A 17,404-nucleotide genomic window follows, 5' to 3' on the forward strand; every position below is an offset into this window, starting at 1 on the left:
CCTTGTCCGCGCGCCCCTGGCGCATGCGCGACCCCAATCCGCCCACCTAGAGTTTCCCGATAGCCATCGTGGACAGTCTCCTGAAGCAGTTCTCGCAATCCTCGCAACTCGGCGCCAACGCCGCCTTCATCGAAGACCTGTACGAGCAGTACCTGGTCGACCCCGAAAGCGTCGGGGGCAAATGGAAAGCCTATTTCGACGGATTCAAGGGCCGCGAAGCCGGGGACATCCCGCATTCGGCCGCCATTGAAAGCATCGCCGCCGCCGGCCGCGCCGCCTCCCGGGGCGTCGTCGCCGCCGCCGCGGGCGGCTCCCAGGCCAGCGACGAGCGCGAGCGTTCGGTCGGCAAGGTGATCACCGCCTACCGTTCGCGCGGCCACCTCGCCGCCAACATCGATCCGCTCGGCCTGCTCGAGAAGCCCGAAGCGCCGGACCTGGCGCTGGGCTTCCACCGCCTGTCCGAGAGCGATCTGGCCGGCGAGTTCAGCACCGGCGGCGTCGCCGGCAAGGAACGCATGAAGCTCGGCGACCTGCTCGCCCTGCTCAAGGCCACCTACACCGGCCCGATCGGCGCGGAGTTCATGCACATCGCCGACGCCGAACAGCGCCGCTGGATGTACGAACGCCTGGAAGGCGCCGGCGGCAAGTTCTCCCGCAGCGCCGAGGACAAGAAGCGCATCCTCGAGCGGCTGACCGCGGCCGACGGCCTGGAACGCTACCTCGGCACCAAGTACGTCGGCCAGAAGCGCTTCTCGCTGGAAGGCGGCGACGCGCTGATCCCGCTGATGGACGTGACAATCCGCCGCGCCGGCGAACAGGGCGTGCAGGACGTGGTGATCGGCATGGCTCACCGCGGCCGCCTCAACGTCCTGGTCAATACTCTCGGCAAGCCGCCGCGCAAGCTGTTCGACGAGTTCGAAGGCAAGTTCGACCACGACGAGCACGCCCATACCGGCGACGTGAAGTACCACATGGGCTTCAGCGCCGACGTCGCCACCCCCGGCGGCCCGGTCCACCTGGCACTGGCGTTCAACCCCTCGCACCTGGAAATCGTCAATCCTGTGGTCACCGGCAGCGTGCGCTCGCGCCAGACCCGCCGCGGCGAGAACGGCCGCGCGCAGGTGTTGCCGGTGCTGCTGCACGGCGACGCCGCGTTCGCCGGCCAGGGCGTCGGCATGGAACTGTTCCAGATGTCGCAGGCGCGCGGCTTCGCGGTCGGCGGCACGGTCCACATCGTCATCAACAACCAGGTCGGCTTCACCACCAGCGAGCGCCAGGACGCACGGTCCACGCTGTACTGCACGGACGTCGCCAAGATGGTCGGCGCGCCGATCCTGCACGTGAACGGCGACGACCCGGAAGCGGTGGTGTTCTGCGCCGAGCTGGCGCTGGACTTCCGCCAGCGCTTCGGCCGCGACGTGGTCATCGACCTGGTCTGCTACCGCCGCCACGGCCATAACGAGGCCGACGAGCCGGCGGCGACCCAGCCGCTGATGTACCAGGTGATCCGCAAGCACAAGACCCCGCGCGAACTGTACGCCGACCGCCTGATTGCCGAAGGCGTGCTCAAGGCCGAGGACGCGCAGGCGCTGGTCGACAACTACCGCGACAAGCTCGACCAGGGCGCGGTCACCACCGAGCTGGTCGAGGTCAAGCCGGACGAGTTCACCATCGACTGGTCCAAGTACCTGTCGGGCAAGCTCAGCGACCCGGTCGACACCAAGTTCGAGCGCAGCAAGCTCGACGCGCTGGCCACCCGGATCAACGCGGTCGCCGACGACGTCAAGCTGCACCCGCGCGTGGCCAAGATCTACGAGGACCGCCGCAAGATGGCCGCCGGCGAGCTCGGCGGCGACTGGGGCTTCGCCGAGAACCTGGCCTACGCCACCCTGCTCAGCGAAGGCTACAAGCTGCGCCTGGTCGGCCAGGACAGCGGCCGCGGCACCTTCTTCCACCGCCACGCGATCCTGCACGAGCAGAGCACCGACGCCTACGTCATGCCGCTGCGCGAGCTCGTGCGCACGCCGTCGGACATGACCATCATCGATTCGCTGCTCAGCGAAGAAGCGGTGATGGCGTTCGAGTACGGCTACTCGACCGCCGATCCCATGACCCTGGACATCTGGGAAGCCCAGTTCGGCGACTTCGCCAACGGCGCCCAGGTGGTGATCGACCAGTTCCTGTCCTCGGGCGAAGCCAAGTGGGGCCGCCTGTGCGGCCTGGCCCTGTTCCTGCCGCACGGCTACGAAGGCCAGGGCCCCGAGCACAGCTCGGCGCGCCTGGAACGCTTCCTGCAGCTGTGCGCGCTCGAGAACATGCTGGTGTGCGCGCCGACCACCCCGGCGCAGGCCTACCACATGATCCGCCGGCAGATGCGCATGAGCACGCGCAAGCCGCTGGTGGTGATGACGCCCAAGTCGCTGCTGCGCCACAAGCTCGCGGTCTCGACCCTGGACGAACTGGCCAACGGCGAGTTCCAGCACCTGATCCCCGACGCCCAGGCCAACGTCAAGAAGGTCAAGCGCGTCGTGCTGTGTTCGGGCAAGGTCTATTACGACCTGTTCGAACAGGCGCAGAAGGATGGCCTGGACGACGTCGCCCTGGTCCGCATCGAACAGCTGTATCCGTTCCCGCGCGAACTGCTGGCGGCCGAACTCAAGCGCTACAGCGCGGCCAAGGACGTGGTGTGGTGCCAGGAAGAGCCGCAGAACCAGGGCGCCTGGTACCAGATCCGCCACCACCTGACCGCCTGCCTGGCGCCGAAGCAGAGCCTGCACTACGCCGGCCGCGCGCGTTCGCCGTCGCCGGCGGCCGGCCACCTGGCCGACCACGTCGCCGAGCAGACCAAGCTGGTCGCCGACGCGCTGGTCAATTCGCTGCAAGGCGAGTCCAGCGCCGAATAAGCGCTGGCCTGCCGACCCTACATCCCAGAACGACTCATACCCTTTCAAGCACTCCAGGATGCCTGCCCCATGAGCACCGAGATCAAAGTCCCCGTCCTTCCCGAGTCGGTCTCCGACGCCACGATCGCCACGTGGCACAAGAAGCCGGGCGATGCGGTCAAGCGCGACGAGAACCTGGTCGATCTGGAAACCGACAAGGTCGTGCTCGAAGTGCCCTCGCCGGTCGACGGCGTGCTCAAGGAAATCAAGTTCGAGGAAGGCTCGACGGTGACCAGCCAGCAGGTGCTCGCGATCGTCGAAGCCGGCGCCGCCGCCGAAGCCCAGCCCGCCGCCGCAGCGGCCGCTCCGGCCGCCGCCAAGGCCGAAGCCCTGCCGGCCGCCGGCGCCCAGCCGATCACCGCCAAGGCCGAAGCGCCCAAGGCCGAAGCGAAGCCCGCCGCCTCCAACGACCAGCTGCCGCCGGGCGCGCGCTTCACCGCGAACAAGGAAGGCATCGACGCTGCGCAGGTCGAAGGCACCGGCCGCAAGGGCGCGGTGACCAAGGAAGACATCCTCAACTACGCCAAGTCCGGCGGCGTCGGCAACGCCTCGGGCGCCCGCCCGGAAGAGCGCGTGCCGATGACCCGCATGCGCGCGCGCATCGCCGAGCGCCTGATGCAGTCGAAGAACTCGATCGCGATGCTGACCTCGTTCAACGAAGTCAACCTCGGCAAGGTCATGGCGATGCGCAAGGAGCTGGGCGAGTCCTTCGAGAAGGCCAACGGCGTCAAGCTCGGCTTCATGAGCTTCTTCGCCAAGGCCGCCGCCAACGCGCTGCAACGCCACCCGGTGGTCAACGCCTCGGTCGACGGCAACGACATCGTCTATCACGGCTACGCCGACATCTCGATCGCGGTGTCGACCGACAAGGGCCTGGTCACGCCGGTCCTGCGCAACGTCGAGCGCATGGGCTTCGCCGACGTCGAGAAGGCCATCGGCGAATACGCCAAGAAGGCCCGCGACGGCAAGCTGGCCCTGGAAGACCTGCAGGGCGGCACCTTCACCATCACCAACGGCGGCACCTTCGGCTCGCTGATGTCGACCCCGATCGTCAACCCGCCGCAGTCGGCCATCCTCGGCATGCACGCGATCAAGGAACGCGCCATCGTCGAGAACGGCCAGGTCGTCGCCGCGCCGATGATGTACATCGCGCTGTCCTACGACCACCGCATCATCGACGGCAAGGACGCGGTGCTGTTCCTGGTCGACATCAAGAACCAGCTGGAAAACCCGCACCGCATGCTGCTCGGCATGTAATGCCTCGCCGGGACTCGGGACTCGGGACTCGGGACTCGGCGAAACACCCTATCGGACCTGGACTCGCACGCTCCGCCGTGCGAGCCCCGAGTCCCGAGTCCCGAGTCCCGTTTTCCCAAGGACTCTGCAATGTCTGAACAATTCGACGTAGTCGTCATCGGCGCCGGTCCGGCCGGCTATCACGCCGCCATCCGCGCCGCCCAGCTGGGCCTCAAGACCGCCTGCATCGACGCCGCGCTCGGCAAGGACGGCAAGCCCGCCCTCGGCGGCACCTGCCTGCGCGTGGGCTGCATCCCGTCCAAGGCGCTGCTCGACAGCTCGCGCCAGTTCTGGAATCTGCAGCACCTGTTCGGCGAGCACGGCATCAGCGCCGACAACGCCAAGATCGACGTCGGCACCATGGTCGGCCGCAAAGACAAGATCGTGAAGCAGTTCACCGGCGGCATCGCGATGCTGTTCAAGGCCAACAAGGTCGCCCCGTACTACGGCTTCGGCACCCTGCACCCGGGCAACATCGTCAAGGTCAAGCAGCACGACGGTTCGGAAGTCGAGCTCAAGGGTACCAACGTCATCATCGCCGCCGGTTCGGATTCGATCGAACTGCCGTTCGCCAAGTTCGACGGCGACAAGATCGTCGACAACGTCGGCGCGCTCGACTTCACCGAAGTGCCCAAGCGCCTGGGCGTGATCGGCGCCGGCGTGATCGGCCTTGAACTCGGCAGCGTGTGGAAGCGCCTCGGCGCCGAGGTCACGATCCTCGAAGCGCTGCCCGACTTCCTCGCCGCGGCCGACGCCGAAGTGGCCAAGACCGCCGCCAAGGAATTCAAGAAGCAAGGCCTGGACATCAAGCTCGGCGCCAAGGTCAGCAAGGCCGAAGTGCAGAAGGACGGCGTCCACCTGACCTACAACGACGGCAAGTCCGACCAGCAACTGGTGGTCGACAAGCTGCTCGTCGCGGTCGGCCGTCGCGCCGCCAGCAAGGGTCTGCTCGCCGAAGGCACCGGGGTCAAGCTCAACGAGCGCGGCCAGATCGAAGTCGACGAGCACTGCCACACCGGCGTCGACGGCGTCTGGGCGGTCGGCGACTGCGTACGCGGCCCGATGCTCGCGCACAAGGGCTTCGAGGAAGGCATCGCCGTGGCCGAGCTCATCGCCGGCCTGCCGGGCCACGTCAACTTCGACACCATTCCCTGGGTCATCTACACCGAGCCGGAAATCGCCTGGGTCGGCCAGACCGAGCAGCAGCTCAAGGCCGAAGGCATCCCATACAAGACCGGCAGCTTTCCGTTCGCGGCGATCGGCCGTGCGGTGGCGATGGGCGAGCCGGCCGGCTTCGTCAAGGTCATCGCCCACGCCGAAACCGACCGCGTTCTCGGGCTGCACCTGGTCGGCGTCGGCGTGTCCGAACTTGTGCACGAAGGCGTGCTGACCATGGAGTTCAAGGGTTCCGCCGACGACCTCGCGCGCATCTGCCACGCCCACCCGACCCTGTCGGAAGCGATCCACGATGCGGCGATGGCGGTCGACAAGCGGGCGATTCATAAGGCCAATTGAGCCGGGACTCGGGACTGGGGACTCGGAAAGCAGTTCCCCTCGCCCCGAATCCCAATGCAGACGCCAGGCCTAGTCCTGGCGTTTTGCTTTGCGAATCCCCGATCCCCGATCCCCGAGTCCCGAGTCCCCAGTCCCGAGTCCCGCCCAATGAAAAGCCTCTGCGTCTACTGCGGCTCCAACTCCGGCTCCCGGCCGATCTACACCGAACGGGCGATGGCGCTCGGCACGCGCATGGCCAAGGACGGCATCGCCCTGGTCTATGGCGGCGGCAACGTCGGCCTGATGGGCACGGTCGCCGACGCCGTGCTCGAAGCCGGCGGGCAAGCGATCGGGGTGATTCCCGAGCAGTTGGTCAACTGGGAAGTCGCCCACCGCGGCCTGACCAAGCTGGAAATCGTCGGCTCGATGCATGAGCGCAAGGCGCGCATGTTCGACCTCGCCGACGGCTTCGTCGCTCTGCCCGGCGGCTTCGGCACCCTCGACGAAATGTTCGAGATGCTGACCTGGCGCCAGCTCGGCATCGGCAACAAACCTTGCGCCTTCCTCGACATCGACGGCTTCTATACCCCGCTGATGTCGATGCTCGACCGCATGGTCGAAGAACGCTTCCTGCACGCCGACCAGCGCCGCGACCTGTGGCACGGCGACGACCTCGACACGATGCTGGCCTGGATGCGCGACTACGAGCCGGCGGCCGCGTCGAAGTGGATGGACGAGAAGCGCCGTAACGCCCTGCGCTGAACCGCAGGCTTCGTCCGGCGGCCCTGAGCGGCAGGGCTTGCCTGGTCGGCGGTAAGCGGCCAGTCCCGATAAGCTATAAGGCAACGCAGACAGGAGGTCGGATCGTGCGCTGGATCGTATTGCCCTTGACCCTGTTCGCCGTCGCGGCCTGCAAGCCGGCCCGGCCGCCGTCGATCGACCGTACCACCGTCGTGATCGAACGCAGCGGCTGCCGCGACAGTTGCCCCGCCTACAAGCTGCGCATCGGCTCAGACGGCGTGGCGATCTTCAGCGCCCGCGACTTCACCGGCCGCCACCCGCTGCGCAACGCCGACGGCGACCTGGTGATCCCGCACGAAATCGCCGACAAGGACCGCCGCGCCCTGTTCGAGCGGGTCAACTCCAAGGCCTTCGCCGCACTGTTGCCGGAATACTCCGCCAGCGCTTCCGACGGCCCGACCACGACGATCACTGTCAGCACCCCCACCGGCAAGCGCCGCGTCACTCAGGACGCCGTGGCCTGCCTGCGCGACCGCAAGAAACCGGGCGCCCTGTCGTCGACCTCGATCGACCCGCAGGCGCGTTTCGTCCCGGACGTGTTCTGCGAGACCGTGGCCCTGATCGAAACCGCGAGCTGCGCCGGCTATTGGTCTGCGCAGACCCGCCCCCCGCTGGACCCCGACGATCCCCGGCTGTCGCCTCCGGATCGCTGCCGCCTGCCATCGTTCGGCAAAGCCGCGAATGCAGGGGCCGTACAGCCGTGAGGCTATGAACGATCTTGCATAGATCGTCCTGGTCGCCGCCCTGTAGGAGTGGCGCGAGCCGCGACCGCTGGACGCGCCGACGCCTCAATGCCTGCGACATCCATCGTAGCCGCGTGCTTTCGCCAGGGGTAGGAGCGGCGCGAGCCGCGACATCGCTATGACAGTCTTGCGGCGCTTCTCTCATTCAATAGATCAAGATCAAACCCAAAGCTTCCGCCACTAAAGCGGCGGGTTACTTTCTTTTGTCAAAAGCGACAAAAGAAAGTAACCAAAGAAAAACGCTTTTGTTTTGAATCACAAGCCCGCACGATCGATGCCGACGCAGGGATTTTCATAGGGGACACCCCTAAACCGGCGCGCATCCCTGCGCGCCGCCCTCCGGGTCTCCTTTAGCCTTCGCGAGTGCGAGACCGCGCACAGCCAAAGCCGGCATTAGGGCGCCGCGCAACCATCCCCTGTAGGAGCGGCGTAAGCCGCGACCACGGCACGCGCAGAGGCAGCAATGCCTATGCCACCGATCGTGGCGACGTGCTCTCGCCAGGGGTAGGAGCGGCGCAAGCCGCGACCGCGAACCTGCGGCCGCCGACGCGAGCTGTCGGAATACGTGGTCGCGGCTCGCGCCGCTCCTACCCTAAGACCAAGCCACCGGCTACTGGCGTTACTCGACGACTACGGCCGCGCACGCAGAAACCGGATCCGCCAACCCGAAATCGCCCCATCCCTACTCGGCTATCATCCCACCTCCGCCCGCAACACCCACCCGGGCCGCACCGCAGCGAGCACGCTATGAGCCTACCCGCCTCCTTCGACGTCTTCCGCATCCACAACGACGCCAACGGCTACCGCAGCGGCCTCGAATCGATCCGCCTGGACGATCTCGCGCCGGGCGAGGTGGTGATCAAGACCGCGTACTCGTCGGTCAATTTCAAGGACGCGCTGGCCGGCACCGGCGAAGGCAAGATCCTGCGCCAGTTCCCGCTGGTCGGCGGCATCGACGTCGCCGGCCACGTGGTCGCTTCGAGCGACCCGGCGTTCAAGGAAGGCGATGCGGTGCTGGTCACCGGCTGCGGCCTCAGCGAGGTGCGCGACGGCGGCTACGGCCAGTACGCGAGGCTGCAGGCGCAGTGGACGATTCCGCTGCCGGCCGGGCTGAGCCTGCGCGAGAGCATGATCCTCGGCACCGCCGGCTTCACCGCCGCGCTCGCCCTGCACCGCATGCTCGACAACCGGCAGACGCCGGCGCAGGGGCCGCTCGCGGTCACCGGCGCCACCGGCGGGGTCGGTTCGCTGGCGCTCGACATCTTCAGCCGCGCCGGCTTCGAGGTGCACGCGATCAGCGGCAAGCCCGAACAAGCCGATTACCTGCGCTCGATCGGCGCCCGCGAGGTGCTCGGCCGCGAGGCCCTGCAGACCAGCCGGCCGATGGAGTCGGCGCGCTTCGGCGGCGGCCTGGACAACGTCGGCGGGCCGATGCTGGCCAGCCTGCTCGCCCAGACCGCGCCCTACGGCAACGTCGCCACCGCCGGCCTCGCCGCGACCCACGAGCTGGCGAGCACGGTGATGCCTTTCATCATCCGCGGCGTGTCGCTGCTCGGCGTCGCCTCGGCCGGCACCGCAAGAAGCATCCGCGACGAGATCTGGCAGCGCCTGGGCAGCGACTGGAAGCCCGCGCATCTGGAGCGGATCTGCACGCGCGAAGTCGGCCTGGCCGAGCTGCCGCAGGTGTTTCCGGGCATGCTGGCCGGCGGTTCGGTCGGCCGGACCCTCGTCGTGATCTAGTTGGCATTGCAGCGGCGCGGCGCGTCGCTACAATCGGCCGCAGGTTCTTGGGGGAAACACATGGCGCGTATTCTGATCGTCGACGATTCGCCGTCCCAGCTGATGGGCATCCGTCGCATCGTCGAAAAACTGGGGCATGAAGCCTTGACCGCGGAGGACGGCGCCGCCGGCGTCGAAGCGGCCAAGCGCGAGCTGCCCGATATGATCCTGATGGACGTGGTAATGCCGAACCTCAACGGGTTCCAGGCGACGCGCTCGATTTGCCGCGAATCCACGACGAAGCACATCCCGATCGTCCTGGTCACGACCAAGGATCAGGACACCGACCGGGTCTGGGGCATGCGCCAGGGCGCCAAGGCGTACATCACCAAGCCGTTCAGCGAGACCGATCTGTCCGAGATCATCGCGCAGTTGCTGCCCTCGGCCGCCTGAATGCGGGACGCGGAACGCCGCTGACCGGCCGGCTCCACAGCAAAACGACCAACCCGGCGCGAGCCGGGTTTTTCTTTGCCGGCCTTGCCGGGATCGCAGGGCGAACCGCGGCCCAAAGCGCGGCGGCACTAAGACCCCGCCGCGGCTGCGCTTCAGACCCGCCGCCAGTCCTCGCCGAACGCCACCCGCATCGCCTCGTAGGCGTCGTGCTGCGCAGGCGTTTCCGCGCGCGGCGCCAGCACTTCCAGCTCGACGATCTGGTCGCCCGCCGGCGTGCCCGGCAGGCCGCGGCCGCGCAGGCGCAGCTTGCGCCCGGCTTCGGAGTTGGCCGGAATCTTCAGTTCGACCGGGCCGCCGAGGGTCGGCACGCTGATGGTCGCGCCGAGCGCGGCTTCCCAGGGCGCCAACGGCAGCACGTGGATCACGTTGCGGCCGTCGACCTCGAACTGCGGGTGCGCGGCGTATTCGATCTCGAGCAGCAGGTCGCCATGCGCGCCCTGCCCGGCCAGGCGGATCAGCTGCCCCGGGCGCACGCCCTTCGGCACGCGCACGTCGAGGGTCTTGTTGTTGACCGAAATACGGATGCTGCCGCCTTCGTAGACAGTTTCCAGCGACACCGCGAGCTTGGCCCGGGTGTCGCCGCGCGGCGGAGCGCTGCGCGCGCCCTGCTGGCCGAAGCCGCCGGCGGCCGAGCGCCCGCGCCCGAACAGGGTCTCGAAGAAATCGCTGAAGCCGCCGCCGGCGCCGCCGCCGGCGAAGATCTCCTCGAAATCCGGGCTGCCGCCGCCGTAGCCGCCCGCGGACGGCTGCACTTCGTCGCCGGGCCGGTAACCGCGCGCGCGCAACTGGTCGTAGGCGGTGCGCTTCTGCGGGTCGCGCAGCGCCTCGTAGGCCTCGTTGACCGCCTTGAACTTCTCCTCGGCGCCGGCCTCCTTGCTGACGTCGGGATGGTATTTGCGCGCCAGGCGGCGATAGGCCGTCTTGATCTCGGCCTCGCCGGCGCTCGGTTCCAGACCGAGGGTTTCGTAGTAATCCTTGAACTGCATCGTCGCTCCCACTTGCAAGCGCCATACGCGGCGCAGCCCACTCACGCCGTCTTGACGCATTATTAGCCTGACAGCATGGCGGCGGCGACCGCGATTTCAAGTCGTTGACGCGGTATTTAGCACCCGCTGCCTAGACTCGAACCCCCACAGGAGATTTCCATGAGCATCCAGGTCGGCGAACGCCTTCCCGAAGTCGTACTCAAGCGCATCAACGAAGGCATCGAGAGCGTCGATACCCGGACCCTGTTCGACGGACGCAAGGCCGTGTTGTTCGCGGTGCCCGGCGCCTTCACCCCGACCTGCTCGGAGAAGCACCTGCCCGGTTTCGTCGAGCATTTCCAGGCGTTCCGCGACAAGGGCATCGAAGTGCTGTGCCTGGCGGTCAACGACCCGTTCGTGATGCAGGCCTGGGCACAGAGCCAGCACGCCCCCGACGGCATGATCATGCTGGCCGACGGCAACGGCGACTTCACCCGCGCGCTCGGCCTGGAACTCGACGCCAGCGCCTACGGCATGGGCACCCGCGCCAAGCGCTTCGCCCTGTACGCCGACGATGGCGTGGTCAAGCAACTGCATGTCGAAGAACCCGGCGAGTACCGGGTGTCCTCGGCCGAGTACATGCTGCAACAGGTCTGATCCGCGCCTGGCCCGGGCCGTCGCAGGTCCGGGCCGGTCGCTTCGTCGACGCGCATCGTCGCGTTTTTCTGCAACTGCCTGCTCGAGGTTTCTCCGCTCTCATCCCCGACCTGCCAGGAGGCACCATGCCTGCCAAGCCCGTCAGCAACACCGCCGCCCGCCCGGCGTCCACCCCGTCGCCCGCCGGCCAACCCTCGCCGTTCGTGACCGACCTCGCCACGATCCGCGCCCGTGCCCGCCAGCACATCGAGGACGGCGCGATCACCGAAAGCTACAGCGCCGACCGCGAGGCGGTCATCAAGCTGCTCAACGAAGCCCTGGCGACCGAGATCGTCTGCGTGCTGCGCTACAAGCGCCACTACTACATGGCCAGCGGCCTGATGGCCGACGCGGTCAAGTCCGAATTCCTCGAACACGCCAACGAAGAACAGGCGCATGCCGACCGCATCGCCGAGCGCATCGTCCAGCTCGGCGGCGCCCCCGACTTCAACCCCGACGTGCTGTCCAAGCGCGCCCACGCCGAGTACGTCGAAGGCACCGACCTGCGCGACATGGTCAAGGAAGACCTGGTCGCCGAGCGCATCGCGATCGACAGCTATCGCGAGATCATCAACTACCTCGGCGACCGCGATACCACCACCAAGCGTCTGATGGAGGACATCCTGGCGCAGGAAGAAGAGCACGCGGACGAACTGGCCGACATGCTGGATGGTTGGACCGGCAAATAAGCCGCGCGCCGGAAGGTTGCGGCTCTACGCTGCTTTGTAGGATCGGCGTGAGCCGCGGCCGGTCTGCGCCGGACGGTCGCACCTGTTCTCGACCATAGCGTCGCGCCATTTGCGCGCCCCGAATCAGTTCTTGACTGGATGGCGAAGGCGATGCGGATGCTGCGCGTTCCACGATCGAGGGTTCAGGCCGCTTCGCCCTGCGCCGCCTCCCCTTGCGCCGCCTCGGCGAACAGCCCGCGGCCGAGCGCGAAGGCCTTGGGCAGCAGCGCGGCGGCTTCGCCGGGGTTGGTGTGCAACAACAACTCCGAGGTCAGCACGCGAGCGCCGCAGTAATCGAAGATGCCGTGGTCGATCTGGGTGTTCATCGCCACGTCGTAGCCGTGCTTGCGGTAGGTGCCGGCGCCGGCCCCGCCGATGCCGAGCAAATGCACGCGCAGGCGTTGCAGCTTCTTGGCGACCCGGCCGTCCTTTTCCTCGTAGGCCCAGCCGTTGGCGAAGACGCGGTCGATCCAGCCCTTGAGCAGGCCCGGCATCGACCACCAGTACACCGGGAACACCAGCACCAGCGCATCATTGCGGTCGATCCGCGCCTGCTCGGCGCGCACGTCCGCGGGCGCGGGCTCGCGCAGGTAGAAGCCCGCGACATCGTCCTGGTTGAAGCGCGGGTCGAACCCCTCCGCGGCCAGGTCGGCGACTTCGTGGGCATGGCCCGACCGGGACAGTCCTTCGGCCAGTTGCGCGGCGACTGCATGAGTCAGCGATTGCGGGTCGGGATGGGCGACGACGATCAGAGCATTCATGGGCAAAGGTCCGCTGAAGATTTAATTACTAAAAGTAACTTACTATGTGTAAGTTACTTCTGGTACCTACCCCCGTCAAGCCCCTGGCCCATTCAAGGCTGTAGGTCAGCGCAGCACACGGAACCTCACCCGCGACCAGGCACCGGTATCGGCCAAGGCGGTCAGGGTATGTTCGCCGACCTCGCCGAAGTCGTGATCCAAGCGCGCACGCCCCTGCGATTCGCCGATCAAGCGGCCGTCGAGCAGCCAGCGCACCCGGGCATCGCTGCCGAGCGCGCGAATCGACAGACGCAGCGGCGTCGCGTTGCCGGGCGCGCGCGCCAAGGTGGCCTCATCGTCGATACCCTCGATGCGCAGTTCCTCGACCGCATCGCGGCCGTCGTCGCTGCAGTCAGGCGCCAGCGGCGGCAGCCGCGCGGCCTTGCGTGTGTCGGCGGCGAGCCAGGGCGAGGCCAGCGCCGGCCAACGCGCGAGTTCGCGCGTACGGCGTTCGTGCGGCCGGCTGCACTCGCCCGACAGGCGCAGGCCGCTGTGCGCATCGGTCTCGAAGCGTTCGAGCCCGGCGTTCCACAAGCGCGCGTCGCGTTCGGCGAAGGTCGGCGGCACCGAGCCGTCGAGCGTCCATGCCTGCAAACGCCGGTGACACAGTTCCGGCGCCTTCGGGTCGGGCGCGATGCCGAGCGGCCAGCAGATCTCGATCTGCTCGACATTCTTCGGCGGCGGCCGCAAGGCGGCGTCGCCGTTCTGGCGCGGCAGGCTGTCGATCACTTCGAACAGCAAAGGCAAGGCGGTCACCGCGCCGTACTGGCCCGGCAGGGGCGTGCCGTCCGGCCTGCCGACCCAGACCCCGACCGTATAGCCGCGGGTGCTGCCGAGCGCCCAGGCATCGCGGAAGCCGTAGCTGGTGCCGGTCTTCCAGGCCACCCGCGGCCGGCCGCGACTGTCGAAGGTCTGCTCGACGCTGCCGGGGCGCGGATTGGCTTCGAGGATTTCGCGCACGATCCAGGCCGCGCCCGGCGACAACAGTCGCCGCTCCAGCCGCGGCGCATCGCGCTGGTAACGCACGCGCCCGGCGATGCCCTCACGGTTGAACGCCGAATAGGCGCCGACCAAATCCTCCAGGCGCGCGCCGGTGCCGCCCAGGATCATCGCCAGGTTCGGGGTCGCGCCGCTCGGCCACTGCAGGTCGATGCCGGCATGGGCCAGACGCGCGGAAAACCGTGAGGGGCCGACCCGGTCGAGCAGATCGACCGCGGGAATGTTCAAGGACAGGCGCAAGGCGGTCGCCGCGCCGACCGGGCCGTTGAACGCGGTGTCGAAATTGCCCGGCCGATAGCCGTGGAAGGATTGCGGCGCATCGACGAACAGGCTTTCCGAATGGATCAGGCCGTCGTCGAGCGCGAGGCCGTACAGGAACGGCTTCAGGGTCGAGCCCGGCGAACGCCAGGCCTTGACCATATCGACGTGGCCGAGCCGTGCGGCATCGCCGAAGGTCACCGAGCCGACATAGGCGCGCGCCTCCAGGCTGGCGTTGTCGACCACCAGCAAGGCCGCCGATGTGCGCTCGGGCAGGCTGGAAAAGTATGCCGAGACGCGGTCTTCCAGGGTGCGTTGCAGTTCCAGGTCGATGGTCGACTCGACCCGCAGGGCCTTCGGGTTGTCGACGCGCAGACGCTGGGCGAGCAAGGGCGCATAACGCGGCGGTTGCAGCGAGCGCGCGACCACCGGCTCGACCCGCGCGTCGTCGACCTCGGCCTTCGACCATACCTTCAGCACCGCCATCCGCTGCAGGACCTTGTCGCGGGCCTTGCGCGCGCGCTCGGGCTCGCGGTCCGGCCGCAGCCGGCTCGGCGATTGCGGAAGCACCGTCAACAACGCGGCCTCGGCATGCGACAGACGCGACGAGGGTTTGCCGAGATAGGCCCAACTCGCCGCTTCCACCCCTTCGACGGTGCCGCCGAACGGCGCGCGGTTGAGATACAAGGCGAGGATCTCGCGCTTGGACAAATGCACCTCGAGCTGCAGCGCGCGCAGCATCTGCCGGGATTTCGACCACAGGCTGCGCCGGTTCTGCCCGGGCGCGGCGTCGAGGATGCGCGCGACCTGCATGGTCAGGGTCGAACCGCCCGAGACCACTCGCCCACTGCCCAGCCACTGCCCGGCGGCGCGCAGCATCGCCGCCGGGTTGATGCCCGGGTGCCTCCAGAACCAACGGTCCTCGTAATTCAACAGCGCCTGCAGATACAACGGCGAGACCTCGTCGGCGCGCACCGGATAACGCCAGACGCCGTCGCGGTCGGCGAACGCGCGCAACGGAGTGCCGTCGGAGGCGGTGACCACCGCGCCGGCGTCGCGCGGTTTCGGCAACGGCAGCGGAAACGCGAGGTCGAGCAGCATCGCCAGGGTCGCCGACAGCATCAGCGCCAGCAGCGTTTTCAGCGCGGCACGGCGCCGGCGTGGTTCGTCGCGGGGGCGATCGCCCAGTTGAGGCGCGGGAGTTTCGGTGGACACGGGGGACAGGCTGCGACCGGCGGAGACCATGATCAGCTTACGTCAGTGCGCTGCGCCGTTGCCGGGCAGGCAACGGCGCGGCACCCGGACGACGTCAACCGGCGACGTTGAAGGCGGCCACGCGCAGGCGGCCGTCGATCAAATGCAGGATCAGGCTTTCCGCACCCTCCTGGCGCTCGACGCTCTTGCCGCCTTCGGCGTCGCTGACTTCGACTTCCTCGGCGGCCGCCGCGATCACCGAGACCTGGGCGTCGATGCGGTCCTCGTTGCCCTCTTCGCGGTCGGCGTCCGGGTCGGGCTGGATGCTGATCGAATAAGTTTCCTCGGTCTTGCCGCGCTGCTGCGAACGGCTCGCCACCAGGGTGCCGTCGGGCTCGCTAGTAAAGCTTCGTCCGAGCGCCTGCTCGATGGCTTCGGCGTAAGTGTCGGCGCGCGAATCGGGAAACAGATCGGTGTAGTGCTTCTCGGCCAGGGCGCGATCGATCTTGCCGCCGGCGGCCGCGGCGGCTTTCTCCAGCGCGGTCTCGTAGATCGGCAGGCCGACCGCTTCGAGCGGGAACTTCATCCGGTCGAGCACGAGGTTCTTGTCGCGCATGCGGAAGGCCCGGCCGAGTTCGGCGAGTTCGGCGAGCACGCGCTCCTGGCGGGTCTGGTGCTCGGTTTCGGCCACGGTCTGGCCATTCCAGGCATAGACGTAGTAGTCGGTGGTCTTGGGGCGCGCCGCCGAACAAATGTCGATCGCGCGCAGGTACAAGCGACCGGCGGAAATCTTGTCGAGCTCGGGGCAGAACTCGGGCATGGTCGCCTGCGGCAGCGCCTGGAAGTCCTTGCCGCGGTTCATCAGCACCACGAGCTTCTTCGAGGCGGCCATGGTCGCATCGGGCGTGCCCTGGCCGAACAGGACGGCGACGTCGTCCTGGCCGTCGCGGTCGAGGTCGCCGACCAGGTGCTCGAAGCCGAGCCTTTCGAAGCCCGGGTCGAGCTGCCGCAGCGCGGCGAAAGCGCGCTCGGCGGTGGCCTTATGCGTATCGCCCTTCGCCGCCGGCGCGGTCGCCGCCGGGACTGCAGCGGATGCAGTAGCAGTAGATGCATCTTCGGGCCCGGCGGAATCGGCCGGGCCGGCCTCGGTGCCGGACCGGCACGCGGCCAGGCCGAGAATCAGGGACAGTGCTGCGATCTTGCGCATGTTCGCTCCTTGCGTGGTGGCGTTCGCGGCCTCGGGCCGGATCGTGGGCGGTACCGGCGCCCGGCTCGCGGCGAGCCGGCCGCGTGGCTTTCAGGCGGCGTCAGACTTCATCGGAGTTGTGGTCGAGCAGATACAGGTCGCCTTCGATCAAGCGGAATCGCGCGTGGTAATGGCTGCCGTCGCGCTGCGGCCATTCCAGCATCGCCTCGGCATCGACCACGTAACTGGCGTCGTCGGTCTCGATCAGGCCCGGGTCCGGGCTCAGGTCGATCCGCAAGCGATACTCGCCACCGCTGCTGGCGGCGCGGCCACGTACCGAGGCCTGCCATTCGTCGCCGCCGAGCGACCGCAGCTCGGCCTTGCGCAACAGTTCGACCGCGGCGGCGAAATCCTTGCGCCGCGGCGTATCGCCGAACAGGGAGCGCTCGACGCCCGCGTCGGCCGGCGGCGGCGCCGCGCCGGGTCCGTTCGACCGAGGATGAGTGCGCAGATGGCGCACCAATACCTCGTCTCGCTGCTCGCGCAGCGCGGTTGCCATTTCGGCCAGCTGCGACAGGACGCGCTGCTCCGGCGTTTCCTCGTCGAGCCGGCGCAGGCCCTGTTCCGACCATCGGTATCGGTGATGCGCGACGGTCTTGGGGAACGGCACCATGCACGCTTCGAGCGCGTCGACCCGCAGCACGCCGTCGACGATGTCGCGCAAGGCCGCGCAATAGCCGAACAGCTCGCCGCCGTCCTCGGGCAGCGGCTGCAGGCCGCCCTCGCGCGACATCAGCACGCGCACCCGATTGGCGACATGGCGCATCGCGCCTTCTTCGCCCAGCCCGTACTCGACCGCGATGTCGTCGCGGCCGTCGCGATCGAGATCGCCGATCGCATAATCGACGTAATAGCGGTCGAACAGCGGCGCGTCCTTGCGCAGCACGGCCTCGGCCGCGAGCTGCAAGGGATGCGCCGGCGCTTCGCCTGCCGGCGGAGCCGGGCTGGCAACCGCCCCGGCGACGGCGGCGGCATTGGCGCTCGCCGTCGCTTGCGGCTCCGGCGCCGCC

The 17,404-nt window shown here is 68.1% G+C and carries 14 protein-coding genes; 9 read left to right on the top strand and 5 right to left on the bottom strand.

Annotation, left to right across the window (positions count from 1 at the left end):
• The first annotated feature begins 68 nt into the window (after window positions 1-68).
• From ACSAMQ_RS10785 to pilH, 7 genes are all read left to right on the top strand, one after another.
• Window positions 69-2,903: a 2-oxoglutarate dehydrogenase E1 component gene (locus tag ACSAMQ_RS10785; protein WP_435395643.1), complete on the top strand. Its 2,835-nt coding sequence runs from the start codon at window positions 69-71 to the stop codon at window positions 2,901-2,903.
• Window positions 2,904-2,972: 69 nt separating this feature from the next.
• Window positions 2,973-4,199, top strand: coding sequence for a dihydrolipoyllysine-residue succinyltransferase (sucB, locus tag ACSAMQ_RS10790; RefSeq protein ID WP_435395644.1), 1,227 nt, complete (start codon window positions 2,973-2,975; stop codon window positions 4,197-4,199).
• A 129-nt stretch (window positions 4,200-4,328) separates the two neighbouring features.
• Complete coding sequence (gene lpdA / locus ACSAMQ_RS10795) at window positions 4,329-5,753, top strand: dihydrolipoyl dehydrogenase (RefSeq protein ID WP_435395645.1); 1,425 nt, start codon at window positions 4,329-4,331, stop codon at window positions 5,751-5,753.
• A 147-nt stretch (window positions 5,754-5,900) separates the two neighbouring features.
• Window positions 5,901-6,494: a TIGR00730 family Rossman fold protein gene (locus ACSAMQ_RS10800; RefSeq protein ID WP_435395646.1), complete on the top strand. Its 594-nt coding sequence runs from the start codon at window positions 5,901-5,903 to the stop codon at window positions 6,492-6,494.
• Between the two features lie 104 nt (window positions 6,495-6,598).
• Window positions 6,599-7,237, top strand: a complete 639-nt coding sequence (locus tag ACSAMQ_RS10805; RefSeq protein WP_435395647.1) for a DUF6438 domain-containing protein — start codon at window positions 6,599-6,601, stop codon at window positions 7,235-7,237.
• Between the two features lie 786 nt (window positions 7,238-8,023).
• Entirely contained in the window at window positions 8,024-9,016 is a 993-nt protein-coding gene (locus tag ACSAMQ_RS10810; protein ID WP_435395648.1) for a YhdH/YhfP family quinone oxidoreductase, read from the top strand.
• Window positions 9,017-9,076: 60 nt separating this feature from the next.
• Window positions 9,077-9,448 carry a twitching motility response regulator PilH gene (gene pilH, locus ACSAMQ_RS10815; protein WP_031370810.1) on the top strand — a complete coding sequence of 124 codons (372 nt, stop codon included), beginning with the start codon at window positions 9,077-9,079 and terminating at the stop codon, window positions 9,446-9,448.
• Window positions 9,449-9,600: 152 nt separating this feature from the next.
• On the opposite strand, the gene ACSAMQ_RS10820 is transcribed toward pilH, so the two are convergent.
• Window positions 9,601-10,494, bottom strand: a complete 894-nt coding sequence (locus ACSAMQ_RS10820; RefSeq protein ID WP_435395649.1) for a DnaJ C-terminal domain-containing protein — start codon at window positions 10,492-10,494, stop codon at window positions 9,601-9,603.
• A gap of 159 nt (window positions 10,495-10,653) precedes the next feature.
• Here ACSAMQ_RS10820 and ACSAMQ_RS10825 point away from each other — a divergent pair, with 159 nt between their 5' ends.
• Both ACSAMQ_RS10825 and ACSAMQ_RS10830 read left to right on the top strand, forming a co-directional pair.
• Entirely contained in the window at window positions 10,654-11,130 is a 477-nt protein-coding gene (locus ACSAMQ_RS10825) for a peroxiredoxin (RefSeq protein ID WP_435395650.1), read from the top strand.
• 125 nt (window positions 11,131-11,255) lie between these two features.
• On the top strand, window positions 11,256-11,858 hold the full coding sequence (locus tag ACSAMQ_RS10830) for a ferritin-like domain-containing protein (RefSeq protein WP_435395651.1): 603 nt from the start codon (window positions 11,256-11,258) through the stop codon (window positions 11,856-11,858).
• A 182-nt stretch (window positions 11,859-12,040) separates the two neighbouring features.
• Here ACSAMQ_RS10830 and ACSAMQ_RS10835 read toward each other — a convergent pair whose 3' ends face one another.
• The 4 genes from ACSAMQ_RS10835 to ACSAMQ_RS10850 all read right to left on the bottom strand — a co-directional run.
• Window positions 12,041-12,658, bottom strand: coding sequence for an NAD(P)H-dependent oxidoreductase (locus tag ACSAMQ_RS10835; RefSeq protein ID WP_435395652.1), 618 nt, complete (start codon window positions 12,656-12,658; stop codon window positions 12,041-12,043).
• A 105-nt stretch (window positions 12,659-12,763) separates the two neighbouring features.
• The gene (pbpC, locus tag ACSAMQ_RS10840) at window positions 12,764-15,076 is read right to left on the bottom strand and encodes a penicillin-binding protein 1C (protein ID WP_435395656.1); all 2,313 of its coding nucleotides are present in this window, start codon (window positions 15,074-15,076) and stop codon (window positions 12,764-12,766) included.
• Window positions 15,077-15,263: 187 nt separating this feature from the next.
• Window positions 15,264-16,355 carry a hypothetical protein gene (locus tag ACSAMQ_RS10845; RefSeq protein WP_435395653.1) on the bottom strand — a complete coding sequence of 364 codons (1,092 nt, stop codon included), beginning with the start codon at window positions 16,353-16,355 and terminating at the stop codon, window positions 15,264-15,266.
• A 100-nt stretch (window positions 16,356-16,455) separates the two neighbouring features.
• The coding region (locus tag ACSAMQ_RS10850; RefSeq protein WP_435395654.1) for a hypothetical protein at window positions 16,456-17,404 on the bottom strand (949 nt) is incomplete at its 5' end.

Source organism: Lysobacter sp. 1R34A (genome assembly GCF_051217035.1).
Taxonomy (GTDB): Bacteria; Pseudomonadota; Gammaproteobacteria; order Xanthomonadales; family Xanthomonadaceae; genus Lysobacter.